The organism is uncultured Thioclava sp. (assembly GCF_913064665.1).
GTDB classification, from domain to species: Bacteria; Pseudomonadota; Alphaproteobacteria; order Rhodobacterales; family Rhodobacteraceae; genus Thioclava; species Thioclava arctica.
The window spans coordinates 1-14,378 of sequence record NZ_CAJYBT010000031.1 but is presented as its reverse complement, the minus strand read 5'-3'; the positions used below and the strand labels follow the sequence as shown (position 1 = coordinate 14,378).

General features: G+C 58.9%; 14 protein-coding genes. 10 read left to right on the top strand and 4 right to left on the bottom strand.

Annotated elements, in window-relative coordinates:
- The gene (locus tag QZ571_RS13060) at positions 1–1,290 is read left to right on the top strand and encodes a c-type cytochrome (protein WP_295535555.1); all 1,290 of its coding nucleotides are present in this window, start codon (positions 1–3) and stop codon (positions 1,288–1,290) included.
- Positions 1,280–2,329 carry a c-type cytochrome gene (locus QZ571_RS13055; RefSeq protein WP_295535552.1) on the top strand — a complete coding sequence of 350 codons (1,050 nt, stop codon included), beginning with the start codon at positions 1,280–1,282 and terminating at the stop codon, positions 2,327–2,329. The genes QZ571_RS13060 and QZ571_RS13055 overlap by 11 nt, the downstream gene beginning before the upstream one ends.
- A 63-nt stretch (positions 2,330–2,392) precedes the next feature.
- Here QZ571_RS13055 and pepN read toward each other — a convergent pair whose 3' ends face one another.
- Positions 2,393–4,951, bottom strand: a complete 2,559-nt coding sequence (pepN, locus tag QZ571_RS13050) for an aminopeptidase N (protein ID WP_295535549.1) — start codon at positions 4,949–4,951, stop codon at positions 2,393–2,395.
- Between the two features lie 295 nt (positions 4,952–5,246).
- Between pepN and QZ571_RS13045 the strand changes: the two genes are divergently transcribed.
- Positions 5,247–7,412, top strand: a complete 2,166-nt coding sequence (locus QZ571_RS13045; RefSeq protein ID WP_295535546.1) for a malate synthase G — start codon at positions 5,247–5,249, stop codon at positions 7,410–7,412.
- Positions 7,409–7,831, top strand: a complete 423-nt coding sequence (locus tag QZ571_RS13040; protein ID WP_295535543.1) for a heme-binding protein — start codon at positions 7,409–7,411, stop codon at positions 7,829–7,831. The genes QZ571_RS13045 and QZ571_RS13040 overlap by 4 nt, the downstream gene beginning before the upstream one ends.
- Positions 7,832–8,001: 170 nt before the next feature.
- Here the strand turns inward: QZ571_RS13040 and QZ571_RS13035 are convergent, their stop codons facing one another.
- The 3 genes from QZ571_RS13035 to QZ571_RS13025 all read right to left on the bottom strand — a co-directional run bounded on the left by QZ571_RS13035 (position 8,002) and on the right by QZ571_RS13025 (position 9,852).
- Positions 8,002–8,355, bottom strand: a complete 354-nt coding sequence (locus QZ571_RS13035) for a hypothetical protein (protein WP_295535541.1) — start codon at positions 8,353–8,355, stop codon at positions 8,002–8,004.
- A gap of 69 nt (positions 8,356–8,424) precedes the next feature.
- On the bottom strand, positions 8,425–9,540 hold the full coding sequence (locus tag QZ571_RS13030) for a hypothetical protein (protein WP_295535538.1): 1,116 nt from the start codon (positions 9,538–9,540) through the stop codon (positions 8,425–8,427).
- Between the two features lie 96 nt (positions 9,541–9,636).
- Complete coding sequence (locus QZ571_RS13025) at positions 9,637–9,852, bottom strand: hypothetical protein (RefSeq protein WP_295535536.1); 216 nt, start codon at positions 9,850–9,852, stop codon at positions 9,637–9,639.
- Between the two features lie 343 nt (positions 9,853–10,195).
- Here QZ571_RS13025 and QZ571_RS13020 point away from each other — a divergent pair, with 343 nt between their 5' ends.
- From QZ571_RS13020 to QZ571_RS12995, 6 genes are all read left to right on the top strand, one after another.
- Positions 10,196–11,335: a DUF262 domain-containing protein gene (locus tag QZ571_RS13020; protein ID WP_295535534.1), complete on the top strand. Its 1,140-nt coding sequence runs from the start codon at positions 10,196–10,198 to the stop codon at positions 11,333–11,335.
- A gap of 31 nt (positions 11,336–11,366) precedes the next feature.
- Positions 11,367–11,804: a hypothetical protein gene (locus QZ571_RS13015; RefSeq protein ID WP_295535532.1), complete on the top strand. Its 438-nt coding sequence runs from the start codon at positions 11,367–11,369 to the stop codon at positions 11,802–11,804.
- Positions 11,805–12,514: 710 nt separating this feature from the next.
- A complete protein-coding gene (locus QZ571_RS13010) occupies positions 12,515–13,060 on the top strand; it encodes a hypothetical protein (RefSeq protein ID WP_295535529.1) in 546 nt (181 codons plus the stop codon).
- Positions 13,061–13,131: 71 nt separating this feature from the next.
- Positions 13,132–13,539, top strand: a complete 408-nt coding sequence (locus QZ571_RS13005; protein ID WP_295535526.1) for a hypothetical protein — start codon at positions 13,132–13,134, stop codon at positions 13,537–13,539.
- 215 nt (positions 13,540–13,754) lie between these two features.
- Positions 13,755–13,934, top strand: coding sequence for a hypothetical protein (locus tag QZ571_RS13000; RefSeq protein WP_295535524.1), 180 nt, complete (start codon positions 13,755–13,757; stop codon positions 13,932–13,934).
- Positions 13,935–14,004: 70 nt separating this feature from the next.
- Positions 14,005–14,378: recombinase family protein (locus QZ571_RS12995; protein ID WP_295535521.1), on the top strand; the 374-nt coding region annotated here is incomplete at its 3' end.

The window sequence follows — 14,378 nt, the reverse complement described above, 5'->3', positions numbered from 1 at the left end:
ATGTCCAAAAAGAACAAGCAAGACCCGCGGCTCCCCGATGAGACGTTCGAACCCTATGAAGAGCCCCGCCTGATCCCGCTGCCGGTGTATTGGATCGCGATTGCGCTGGCGATCTGGGGCGTTGTGACCTTGGTGCAAACCAGCAATGCGGGCCATTTCGCCGATAAGGAACGCGCCGCCTTGGGCGAGAAAACGGCCAGCGTCGCAAGCCCCGCCGCCAGCACGGCTGCGCCGGACACGGGCGCGGGCAAGGCGCTGTTTGCCGATAACTGCTCAAGCTGTCATGGCGATGCGGGCGAAGGGGTCGCCGATGCGATCCCGCCGCTGCATGCCTCGGATGTGATCAAAGCCGGTGGCGCGAGTGCCATCAGCCAGATCGTGATGCGCGGCATCGGCGGGCCGCTGATCGTGGACAAGGCGAATTACGACGGCGAGATGCCCAGCTTCAGCTCGGTCCTTAGCGATACCGAGATCGCGGCTATCGCCGATTACGTCGCCACCGATCTCAACGGCATGAACTCCACGGTCTCTCCAGATCAGGTGGCCGAGATCCGCACGGCGAGCGAAGATATGGACCCTTGGGATGGCGGCGCAGGTCTGGCAAGCCTGATCAATGGCCTCCCCCCGCAACCCGCCAGCGAAAACGCCAGCGCCCCAAGCCCCGAGGCCACCGCTACGGCCAGTCTGGCCAGCCAAGGCACGGCCAATATCTGGTCTTGCGCGAGCTGCCACGGCGACAAGGGCGAAGGCACGCAAACCGTGCCCCGCCTTGCCGGGCTTGCCCCTGCCTATCTGGCCAAACAACTGCATGATTTCAGCAAAGGCACGCGGATCAGCGACTCGATGGCCTATGTGGCGAAATCGCTGAGCGAGACGCAAATTACCGAGTTGGCGAATTACTACGGCGCGATGAGCAGCCCGTCGGGCGCACAACCCGCGCTCAAGGGCGATCTGGCACGCGGAGAGCAACTCGCGCTTTCGGGCGACTATTCCAAGAACGTGCCCGCCTGCTTCACCTGCCACGGCACGTCGGGCATTGGTGTGGGGGCACAATTCCCCGGCCTGGCCGCCCAGCAACCTGCCTATATCGCGCATCAACTCGCGATGTGGGCCGGTGGTGCGCGCCACAATTCCCCGCTTGGCCTGATGGCCGGGATTGGCAAAGCCTTGAGCGATGAGGATCGCCGCGCGGTGGCGGATTATCTCGCCTCGCTGCCCCCTGCTGCGGGAAATGCCAAGACGGCACTGGCCGTTTCCCCTACCCTCAAGGAGACCACGAATGTCCAGTAAGCACCCCTCTGACACCACGCCCCCTGGCCCAGATAGTGCCAAGGGCGGGCGCACCGCGATCCGGGCGATCCTTGCGGTCGGCGGGGGGCTGACGCTGGCGGTTCTGGGTTCGCTTGTGCTTGAGTTCGGCCTTGCCCCAAGCTGGTTGACGGGACAGAAATCCGTGCCGGCGGCATCGCCCAAGGGCGCGATGGCCGACCTGTTCACGCCGCCCCCCGAAAGCACCATCCCGAACGACGAATTCGGGGCCTCGGTGCGCCGCGGCATGGCGATTTTCACCGCAACCGGGACCAATGCGCATGACTTCGTGGGCAACAACCTGAGCTGTTCGAACTGCCACCTCGATGCCGGGCGACAAGCCTTTTCCGCGCCGATGTGGGCGGCCTATCCGGTCTATCCGAAATACCGCTCCAAGAATAAAATGGTGAACACCATGGAGGATCGGATCAAGGGCTGCTTCACCTATTCGATGAACGCGCAAGGCTCGCCCTCGGGTGGGCCGCCGCCCTACGGCTCGGATGTGTATCGCGATTTGCAATCGTATTTCTACTGGATGTCCAAAGGCTTACCGATTGGCGAGACGCCGGATGGCGCAGGCTTTGGCAAGATTGACAAACCCGCACTGCCCCCCTCGCGTGAGCGCGGGGCACAGGTGTTTGCCGCCAACTGCGCGGTCTGTCACGGCAAGGACGGACTGGGCCAGACCGATGTAAACGGCAAGACGGTTTTCCCACCGCTTTGGGGCCCGCATAGCTTCAACTGGGGGGCTGGCATGCACAAGGCCAGCTCGGCTGCGGCCTTTATCCAGCACAACATGCCGCTGTCGGAACCCGGCAAACTCAGCGCGCAAGAGGCGTGGGACGTGGCGACCTTTCTCGACAGCCACCCCCGGCCCAAGGATCCGCGCCAGACCGGGGCGATCACGCTGCAAGAGGCCGATAAGAAATGGCACAAAAGCAGCGAGGATTTTTACGGTGAAACGGTGGATGGCGTGGTTCTGGGCACCGGCTATCCCAAGCCCGCGCCCGCCGCGAACTAAGCCATTGCGCCAAATATGAAGCCGCGCCCGAGGGGACCCTTGGGCGCGGCTTTCTTTATTCGATCAGCCCAGCATCCGCGCCGTCATCTCTGACAGGTCGCGGCTCAGACCCTCGGTCTGCGCGATCCGCATTAGTTGTGCGCGCATCAGCGATTGGCGCTGCAAATCATAGCGCGCCCAAGTCTCGAACGCGGTCGACATCCGCGCCGCCACCTGCGGGTTGAGCGGATCAAGCCGCAGCAACCAGTCGGCATAAAAGCGATAACCCTCACCGTCTTGACGATGAAACCCAGCGTGATTGGCCGAGAACCCAGCCATCAAAGACCTGAAACGATTGGGATTTTTCCAATCATAAAGCGGGTCTTGCACCAAGCTTTGCGCCCGCGACAGGGCCGGATCTGGCTTGCTGGCGATGAGTTGGGTGTTGAACCATTTGTCCATCACCAAGCGGTCGCCCTGCCAACGCGCGCGGAACTGCGCCAGCGCCGACTCGCCCACGCCCGCACTGATGCAAAGGCCCAAAGCGGCAAGGCTTTCGGTCATGTTATCGGCCGCGTCAAACAGGGTCCGCGCGCGTGCGCCACCGTCGATCCGGCTTAGCAGCGAAAGGGTCGCAAGACGCAAGCTGCGCCGCCCTGCCGGTTCGGGATCGGGGCGATAAGGGCCGGTAACGGCCATCGCCTCATACAGCTCGCTCAGCGCCGCCTCATGGGCCACAGCCAAAGCCTGTGCAAGCGTTTCGCGCGCCTGATAAATCGCCTCTGGGTCGGGCGATTTACCCGCCTCATGCAGCGCCTGCGCGATCTGATCTTGCGAGGGCAGATGCAAGCACAGCGCGCTAAAGGCCGGATCGGCGGCCCCATCCTTGAGCAGCGCCCCGATCGCGGCACTGTAGGACGGATCCACCGCCCCGCCCTGCGCCATCGCGACGACCGTCTGCAACGCCAAGCGCCCGCCCGCATCCCAGCGGTTGAACGGGTCGCTGTCATGGGCCAGTAAGAACGCCAGATCGGGTGCGGCCTCCGGCGCGAAATCCAGCTCGACGGGTGCAGAAAATCCACGCAGAATTGAGGGCACGGGCCGCTCTGCCAGCCCCTCGAAGACAAAGCTCTGGCGCGCCTCGGTCATCTCCAAAATCGTAGTTTCGATCAAATCCTTGCCCTGCGGCGAGAGCAATCCGACCGCAATCGGGATATGGCGCGGCGGTTTGTCGTCCTGACCGGGTGTCGGAGCGGTTTTTTGTTCAAACTCAAGCGTGTATGTGCCGTTCTTAAAGCTATCCGCGATCGTCAGACGCGGGGTTCCCGCGTCCGTATACCAGCGCTTGAACTGGCGCAGATCGCGCCCCGAACTGTCCTCGAACACTTGCAACCAATCTTCGATCGTGCAGGCCTGCCCATCATGGCGTTCGAAATACAGATCCAGCGCCGCGCGATAGCCTTCTTCCCCGACCAGATGGCGCAACATCCCCACAATCTCAGCGCCTTTTTCATAGACGGTTGCGGTGTAGAAATTGTTGATTTCCTTGTAGTGATCGGGGCGTGGCGGATGGGCGAGCGGGCCGCGATCCTCACGGAACTGACGCGCGCGCAACGCCATCACATCCTCGATCCGCTTGACCGGGCCCAGCCGCATATCGGCGGTGAAATTTTGGTCGCGATAGACTGTCAGCCCCTCTTTGAGGCACAGCTGGAACCAATCCCGGCAGGTGATCCGGTTGCCTGTCCAGTTGTGGAAATACTCATGCGCGATGATGCCCTCAATACGCTCATAATCGCCATCGGTCGCCGTCTCGGGCGAGGCGAGAACCCATTTAGAGTTGAAAATGTTCAACCCCTTGTTCTCCATCGCGCCCATATTGAAGTCATCGACGGCGACAATATTGAAAATGTCCAAGTCGTATTCGCGACCGTAGACCTGCTCGTCCCATGCCATCGAGCGCTTCAACGCCTCTAGCGCAAAGGCACAGCGGGTTTCATCCCCCGCCCGCACCCAGATATTGAGCGCAACCGCGCGCCCAGACATCGTGGTGAATGATCCCGAATGCGCCACCAGATCGCCCGCGACCAGTGCGAACAAATAGGCGGGTTTGGGCCAAGGATCGAGCCATTCGGCGCGCCCAGCCTCTTGCACTACCGGGTTGCCATTGGATAACAGCACCGGCCCCGGGCCCGAAACCGTCACATGAAAGCGCGCCATCACATCGGGGCGATCGGGATAATAGGTGATCTTGCGAAACCCCTCAGCCTCGCATTGCGTGCAATACATGCCGTTCGACATATAGAGCCCCTCAAGCGCGGTATTGGACGCGGGCGCGATCTCGACCTCAGTTTCCAACATAAAGGGTTGCGCGGGCAAGGCTGCGGCATGGATCACAAGGCCCGTGTCACTTTGGCTATATTCGGTGCGCGCCAGCACGCGGCCATCGACCGAAATCTTGCGCAGCACCAAGCCCTCGCCGTCAAGTTCCAGGGGCGCGGCCGCACGCAACGGGCGCATCGAGATGCGCGCGCGCACCTGCGTCGCCTTGGGATCAAGTTGAAAATCAAGCCGCACCATTTCAAGGTCAAACGGGAAAGGCTGATACTCTGACAGCAGCTTTGTGACGGTGTTTTGAGACATGATCACCTCTGGGTCAAACCCGCGACTCGTGAATGTGCCCCATCAGTTAAAAGGCGACCTTGCATTTCACAACCAACAACGCGAACAAGAAACAGTTATCCTGCGCGTGCAGGCGCTGGTGCCACCGTGTCGCACGCTTATAAACGGGGTATCTTTGGCCAAGCTAGCGCGAAATAGTTCAAAAATCTATAAATTGGTCTAACTATTTTACCAATATTCGCAGTTGAAGCGGAAATTTTCTGGACTCTTGCGCCGTCGCGCCACATCTATGGCTTAAACATATCAGGAGGAGAGCATGGCTCAACGGGTAGAACGCGCCGGGCTGAAAGTCGCGGTCGAATTGGCGTCCTTCATCGAGGATCAGGCGCTCCCGGGCACCGGGGTTGAAACTCAGGCGTTTTGGGACGGTTTCTCGCAACTGCTGCACAGCTTGGCACCAAAGAATCGCGCGCTTTTGACAAAGCGCGAAGAAATCCAATCGCTTTTGGATGATTGGCACGCCCATCATCGCGCCAGCGGGTTTTCGTTCGACGCCTATAAGGCGTTTCTGATCGAGATCGGATATCTGCTGCCCGAAGGCCCGGATTTCACCATCGAAACCCCGGCGACCGACCCGGAGTTCGCCAGCGTTTGCGGCCCCCAGCTTGTCGTGCCGATCACCAATGCGCGCTATGCTTTGAATGCGGCCAATGCGCGCTGGGGCAGCCTTTACGATGCGCTTTATGGCACGGATGCCTTGGGTGATCTGCCTCAAGGCAAAGGCTATGACCCCGAGCGCGGGGGCCGTGTTGTGGCCCGTGCCAAAGCGTTTCTCGACGAGGCCGCGCCGCTGGCAGGCGGTTCTTGGGCCGATGTGACCGCGCTGCGCGTCGAGAATGGCGTGTTTTTCGTCGAGAATGCGGTGGGCGAGACCGGGCTGGCCGATCCAGACCAGTTTGCCGGGTTCAATACCGATGCCGAAGGCGCGTTGTCGCAGGTTTTGCTCGCCCATAACGGGTTGCATATCTGTATCGTGCTGGACCCTGACACCGACGTTGGCCAATCCGATCCGGCCGATATCGCCGATGTGATCCTTGAGGCGGCGATCAGCTCGATCATGGATTGCGAAGACTCGGTGGCCTGTGTCGATGCCGAGGACAAGGTGCAGGCCTATGCCAACTGGTTGGGCCTGATGAAAGGCGATCTGCGCGAAGAGGTGCGCAAGGGCGATGAGACCTTCACCCGCCGTCTGGAGGGCGATTTGCGCTTTACCGGAGCGGGTGGTGAACCGGTCACACTCAAGGGGCGCGCGCTGATGCTGGTGCGCAATGTCGGCCATTTGATGACCACCCCTGCGATCCTGACCCGCGACGGGGGCGAGGCCCCCGAAGGGCTGATGGATGCGATGCTCACGACGCTCTGCGCAATGCATGATCTGAAGAAAACCGAAGGGCCGCGCAACTCGATCACAAATTCGGTTTATGTTGTAAAACCTAAAATGCACGGGCCAGAAGAGGTCGAATTCGCCTGCGAAATCTTCGATAATGTTGAAAAAGTGCTAGGTCTGCCCGCCCATACCGTCAAACTTGGCATCATGGACGAAGAACGGCGCACCTCGGTCAACCTCAAGGAATGTATCCGCGCGGCGCGCCATCGGGTGGCCTTCATCAATACCGGTTTCCTTGATCGCACGGGCGATGAAATTCACACCTCAATGCAGGCAGGTGCGATGCTGCGCAAAGGCGAGATGAAGGGGCAACCCTGGATCGAGGCCTATGAAGATCGCAATGTCGATATCGGGTTGGCTTGCGGGCTGGCCGGGCGGGCGCAGATCGGCAAGGGAATGTGGGCGATGCCCGACCGGATGGCCGATATGCTGGCGCAAAAGATCGCCCATCCGCTGGCGGGCGCAAATTGCGCCTGGGTGCCCAGCCCGACAGCGGCGACGCTGCATGCCACGCATTACCACAAGGTCGATGTGCCAAAGCGTCAGGCCGAGATCGTGGCGATGAACCGCCCTGCCCGTCTTGACGATCTGCTGACGATCCCGCTGGCGGCAGGCAAGAACTATTCCGAGGCCGAAATCACCGCAGAGATCGAAAACAACGCGCAAGGCATTCTGGGCTATGTCGTGCGCTGGATCGATCAGGGCGTGGGCTGTTCGAAAGTACCCGACATTCATGATGTCGGCTTGATGGAAGACCGCGCAACCTGCCGGATTTCAAGTCAAGCGATCGCGAATTGGCTCGAACATGGCGTGGTCAATGAGATCCAAGTGATGCAAGCGCTGCGCAAGATGGCCGCGATTGTGGACCGCCAGAACGCGGGCGATCCCAGCTACACGCCGATGGCGCCGGGCTATGACGGGTTCGCCTTTCAGGCCGCGTGCGATCTGTGTTTTCTAGGCACCGTTCAGCCCTCGGGCTATACCGAGCCGGTGCTGCATCAGCGCCGCGCCCAATTCAAGGAAGAGCAACTATGATCACCCTCAAACAAGCGCAAACGATGATCGATACGGCCCTACAAACCGGGGTCGATGCGGGTTGGAAGCCGCTCTCTGCGGTGGTGCTGGACGCGGGCGGGCATTTGCAGGCTTTTGCGCGCGACGATGGCGCGGCGCCGGGGCGGTTCGAGATTGCGCGCGCCAAGGCTTACGGCGCGGTGATGCTGGGCATGGGCGGCAAGGCGCAAATGGCACGCGCCGAGGCGCAGGGCTATTTCATGGCCGCTGTGAACGGCATTTATGGCGGGCAGACCTGCCCCGTCCCCGGCGGCGTCTTGATCCGGGGCGAGGATGGCGCGGTGATCGGCGCGATGGGTGTCACGGGCGATACCTCGGATAATGACGCTGAGGCGGCTTTGGCTGGAATCGCAGCCGTAGGGTTGACGGGCGAAGCATAAGACGGGGCGCGCAGGTCAGGCAGAAAGGGGGGCCTTGCTTGGCCGTTGATTGTCATATCGTAGCGCCTTGTTTCTGAGGGCAGCAACATTTTGAAAGCCCGCCAGAACACTGGCGGGCTTTAACGATCCATTGCGCGCGATTAGCCGCGCGGGGAAGAAGCGATTGCCGTTCAGCTGTCCTTGCTATCCGCTGCACTCTCCTTAGGCTTTTCCCGAGGCGTGGCCTGCGGTGCCGCAGGTGAGGGCGAAGTGGGGGCCTCCGGTTCGGGAGGTAGTTGCGCGAGGTAATCCGCAATCCGCTTGCTGTCAGCGGCGCTGGACGCACCAGAGAGTGTTTCGAGGAAGGCCTCGACCTGAACGCGCGGCGTCTTGTCGAGCCACTTTCCGAAGGCGTCAATGACATAACGGCGCCGACGCAATTGCGCCTTGTGCTCTTTTTCTGCCACCTGTGCGACCTTGTTCTGGAGACTCAGATATTTCTGAAAGATGCGATCTTGCTGCGATTGAGGAAATTGAACGGTCATGTCGTGCTCCTATGTTTGCGGCGGGTTCGAAAGCAAAAATGGAGCCCCTGACCCCGCACGAAAGCCAATTTAGCGGTTTTTTTGATCGTTATTTTTATTGTTGTTTTTCAATTTCTTGTTCGTGATTTCGACCGCCCTTTTTTCGATCTGCGTGTCTGCGATGAAATGTTTTCGCAGGCCTGATGGGAGAGCTGCAAGCATCTTGGCGCGCAGCTGGTCGAGGGCTGTTTCCTTCTGCTCGACCGCAGCCAATCGCGCGGCGACAGACTTTTCTGCCTGTTGGGCTGCCCCTTGTCGGAAGGCTCGATAGGCACCGCCCAGATGGATCAGTAGTTTTCGTGCCGAACTGCCTGGTGCTAATAGTAAGCGCTCCAAACGATCGCGCTCCCGCGACTTCGAAGGAACGCGCGGTGAAACCGTCATTCGGTCGTTTTCGGCCGGAATGAGGTTTCCTGCTGCCGCGTGCTCGGCAATCTCGATCACTTCGTTTGCGTTAGTTTCGCGCGCTTCGGCGCGCTCGGTGGCCGCGATCAGAGATTCTCGTTGGCGCTTGGCATCACGCAGCAATTGTTCCGAGCGTTCGCGTTTCGCTTCGAGCTTCTTCTTCTCGGCCTCGACCTTGGCCTTTTCTCGCGCCAAGCGGACCTCTTCATTCGCCCGCCAGATATGCGCCGGGACATGTTTCTTGCGACGCGGAATGATGACGGCCGGGTCGTTCTTTTTCGCTTTCTTCGCCTTTCGGCGCGCCGCTGCCTGACGTTCCCCACGCGTCAGCCCCAGTGAGGCGAAAAACGCGCCGATGTCGTCCTGCGCTTTCTCGTAATCCTTCAAGAGCGGATGAGATGAGGGTTGGATAAGCCGCTGTGTGCCGCTGCGTTTCGAGTGCTTCTCCGTCCAAGGGGCGATCACCCCATGGATGTGGAATGTCGTCTCGTCGCGATCAGCGCGCGCGTGCAGAACCTGGTTGCCGAAGCGCGATCGCAGCCATTCAATCGCCAAGTCCTGAAACTGAGCTTCGCGTTCCTCGATCAGTTTCTGTCGCGCGGTCGCCTTTTCTTCGTCTGTCCCGACAAAGCGGGCGTCGTCCTGCGAGGGAACGAACCACTCTCGGCTTGCGGTGATGATGAACTCACGCAACGGACCGGATTTCGATTTGCGCCACGGATCGCGCGGCCCCTCAATCAAGCGCCGATCCGCTTCCTTGTGGCGCTTGGCCGCGCGAAGCCCCTCGACTTCCTGATTGATATTCTCAAGGCTCGCGAGGCGGACTGCTTGCGTCAGCTATTTGTGCCAGTTCGGGGAGCCGAGGATCTGCCTGTTCAGTTGAGTGCGGCTCGGATCGACATGGTCCAGTCGATCTTCCTGCTGTTTGCGATCACCGTGCATCCGATAGCGGTTCAACTGCTGCGGATAGAGTTCGGCGAAGCGCAGCACGACGGGACGGGGTGATGATACCGACGCACCAGCGGATGCGTCGATAGATTGATGCATGGACATGACGGCCTCCTGATTGGGTTGCCGTCGGGAAATGGGCGGAGGGGATGAAAGTGAAAGTTCGATTGGACAGATGGGGGGGTGTTCTGCCTTTACAGCTACGCACGTGCAGGTCGTAGCGGTGCAGCTGATGCGGGAACATCTCGCGAAAGATGAGGACAATTGGGTGCGCGCCCGATACTGGGTCAAAGCCTCCGAGCGATTGATGAAAGGACATATCGATCTCCGTTTCCGAATGGAAAAAGGAGATCGGTCGGTATGAATGGATTCTAAACCTGAGGGTGCGAAGAACGTGGCATTGTAGCTTGCTACCATCGTAGCTGAGTGTAAACTCGAAGAAAGCACAATGATCGCATTAAGAAGAGGAATCCTTATGTCATCCGAAAAAGAAATGGAGGAAATCTTACAAGACGAACTTGATGATATCAAAAATGTTCAGGACGATTCTGAGGCTACCGACGAAAGTGGATCCGGGCTGCTTTTTACTATTTCTTCTTTCGGTGTCGACCATACTGTAGAAAGTTTGGTTAAGAAAATTGAGCGCGAACAATATTATATACCAGTTTTTCAAAGGAAATATGTTTGGTCCCAGAATGACGCTTCTAAATTCATCGAGTCCTTGCTTCTAGGGCTGCCGGTGCCGGGAATTTTTCTTTATAAAGAACAGGATTCACAGCGTCATCTTGTGATAGACGGGCAGCAAAGGCTTAAGTCTCTCGAAAAGTTTTACAAAGGGTTGTTCAATGATCGGAAGTTTAAGCTTACCGGGCTAAAGACTGATTGGGATGGGAAGACATATGATGAGCTGGATGAAGACGACCAGATGCGGTTAGATGATGCCGTGGTTCATGCAACTATTTTCAAACAAGATACGCCAACAGATAATATGGATAGCGTTTATGAGGTCTTTGAGCGCATCAATACCGGCGGCATGAAACTTTCGCCACAGGAAATCAGAACCTGTGTTGCGCACGGAGATTTCAATACTCTACTTTTTGAGCTTAACGACGATTCGAATTGGCGAAGTATATTTGGCAAGAAGAGCGTTCGTCTCAAAGATGTGGAGTTGATCCTACGTTTCTTCACCTTCTATAATGAACGTCAGAAATATTCGCGACCGATGAAGAATTTTCTGACGAATTATATGACGAAACACAAAGATATTGCGCCAAAAGATGCCGACGAGATTAAGAGGGTCTGGGCTAGACTTAACGATGTGACAGTTCGCGCCTTGGGTCCGAAGCCGTTTCGGCCGGGAGGTCGCGCCCTGAATGCTGCGTTCTATGATAGTTTCAGCGTGGCGCTCGCTATTGCGCTTGAAACCAGCGCAAACGAAGATCTTGAGGCTGTCAGGGCCGCATACGCTGCGATTGAGAAAGATACGGAATATTTAGATGTGATTTCTAGTAGCACGTCTCTTGAGGATAACGTAACCAAACGATTTGACAAAGCACTTCAGGCTTTTTCCGATGCCGCTCCCTCTTGAGATACGCGCAGATATAGATCGGCTGCGTTCGATGTTAGATACCGCAAAGTTTTTGCCTGATGAGTTCACGGGTGAAGCCAATAGTATGATTTACGAATATCTTTGCGTGGCAATCGCGGGTCGCCTTGAACAAAATATAAAGCAGGTTCTCGTTTTGCATGCGAATAATAAGTCAGATGCAAAAATGGGTGCAGCTGTCTCTCGCCTTTGTCAACAGTTTCAGAATCCAGATAAAGAAAAAATCTTGTTGTTAATTGAGCTATTCGACAAAGATTACTCTCGCCGCTTGAGGCAAGATTGGAGCGAGGAGGGCTCAGTCGGCAATACGATCTCTGATCTGGTTGGCTTGCGAAAGGCTATCGCTCATCAAACTACAAACTCAAGGAATGCCACACGAACTAAAGTGGAACGTTTTTTTCAGGCATATAGGAAATTCATTGGAGATTTTGGCGCCCATTTTCTGGGGTAGATTCATTATGCAGACCGTTTTGGGTTTCCTTACGGAGAATGTTCGATCGAGGTCTGCCTGCTTCTTGCATTTTATCGATTGCGCTTCGCCGATTCAGTTTCGAAAAATTAGATGATCGTCGCTATTTTACATCTCGTGTTTTGACGAGCTTCCGAAACCTTCTTTCTTGCCCCCCCTGCTGTCGTCTTGTTTCGAGAAAGCTTTGCTCAGGAGAACGAATACGCGACTAAGGCATACCATTACTCACTAAGCATCTGACACTCCGGGCCGTTGGCCCTGCGTATCAGATGCCGTTCGCCGGGGCGCTGCCCCGGACCCCGCGCCGTCCGCGGGACCGTTGGGGCGTCGTTCGCCACTCCCCCTCCGGCCTCCCCCTGGCGTCTTCCGACGGACCATAGGGGCGCTCGGCGCCCCCTCTGGACACCCCCCGGCCGCTGTCTGCGCGACCAGAGGGTCGTCGTTCTGCACTCCCCCTCTGGACACCCCCTTCGCCCGGGGGAGGCCGCTTGGGCGCGCCTCCCCCGAACCCCCACCAGCATTGCGCCGGATCCTGACGGACCGCGGGCCAAGGCCCGAGCGGTTGCGCATGAATTGCCACCGAGGCGTCCAGGTTTTGCTCGCGCGGTCGGGATGACGCGCGACCAAAACCCGGACACCCCGTGGGGGACGGAACGGGAGCGTGTCGATCTTTCCCAAAAATGGAGAATCCCATGTTCGACAACCTTCCTGCCGCGCCCGAGAAAGCAACGCAGGCTTGGTCCGAGACCGTGCGCTCTGGCGACATCGTCTCGTTCCACTTTCCGGCCAACGAGGGCAAGAGCGGCCCCACACCAAAGGCCCGTCCTTGTCTCGTCCTTGCGGCAGCCACGATTGCCGGACAGCGCTGGCTCACCATCGCCTACGGCACCTCGGTCACCGAAAAGGTCCGCAAGGGCTATGCGATCCCGCTTGGCTCGCGCGATGCGCGGCTGGCCGGGCTTGAACGCGCGACGGCGTTTCGTGGTGATCGCATCGTGATTGTGCGCACCAACCATTCCGCTTTCGCCGTCAGCCCGATCTTTCGCACCCCGGTTCTGGGGCGCTTGACCGGACGTCCGCTGGCGCGGATGCGCGAGATCCAGGCGCGGCTTCAAGCCGAGGCCGATATCGCTGCCGAGCGTCGCGCGGAACGCCGCCGTGCCCGCGTCGATGAGCGCAAATCGCTGATTCAGGCCCGCGCCCGGGCCGCAGCGCGGGCGGTCATCACCGGCACCTGACGCTGATGCCTTCCGGCAGCGTCAGTTCGCCCGACGCTGCCGCCTTTCCCTCTCTCAACAGGAGTTCCCAAATGCGCGTTTCCAACATCATCCCCAGTGGCAATACCCACCGGATCATTCTTTCATCCCCCGATCAGCGGACCCCGGATATCGACCGGATCCAGGACATCGCAGCCGATGCGACCGGCGCCCTGCGTGCAGCTCTGCAATCTGTCTCCGAGCTATCCGAAGGGGTCGCAGAAGACATCGCCACCGAGCTGACTGCGCTCGAACGCAGACTCGAGTTGCGCGACACGATCCGCGACGGGGTTCGGGCCGAGATTACGCTCTGCATCTACCGGCTCGAAGCCTTCCTTCCCGACGAGACGGTAGAGGCGTTTCGCGATGCTCTCACGACGGCGCTGACCCTCTCGCAGCGCGTCGCGGATCTAATCGCGGCGGAGCAAGATCTCCGCCGTATTCGGTGGGGTAGCAGATAAGCCAAACCACCCAACTTGGGGCGCGGGTTCTCCAAGGGATCTGCGCCCCCTTTTTTCGAGAGGTCAAACTCGAAAATACAACGAATTTCGAATTTTCTTTTACGCAGAATCAAACAGTTAGGCCTGCACGCCTCATTTATTCCGAAAACTCGCTTTGATCAAAGGGGCCACGCGGAATGTTCGTGAATCTACGACACGAACTTTGAGGAAAAAACATGCAGGCACCAACGACCACACTGACCGCAGCCAACGATAACCCCGGCGGACCCACCCGGATCGAGATCGCGCCGACCGGCCTTGTCTCGCTTCTCGGCCGCGCCGCCGCCCGGCGTTTTGTCGAGACCGCCACGCCCGCCAACAGCACCACCGCCCCGACCGAAAGGACCGCCCAATGACACGCGCCGCCATCTACGCCCGCTACTCGTCGAGCCTGCAAAGGCTACCTCCATCGAAGACCAGATCGCCATGGCGCGCCGCGAATGCGACCGCAACGGCTGGACCGTCGTTGCGATCTTTGAGGACCGCGAGAAGACGGGCCGCAACATGCGCCGACCCGGCTTCCAGAAGATGAAGGACGCGATCGGGCGAGGCGAGGTCGATGTCGTCGTGGTGGAGGCGCTGGACCGTCTAACCCGCAAGGTCGCCGATGCGCTCGGCTATTACGATCTCCTCCAATTCCAGGGCGTCGATCTGCATTCGGTGAAAGAGGGGCCGCAGGATTTCTGCAAGGTGCTGCTTGGCGGGTTTGGCGCGCAGCAGTTCTCGGAGATGATCGGAGCTCATACGCGCCGCGGTATGCAGGGGGCTGTCTCGCGAGGACGCTTGCACACCAGCGCCTA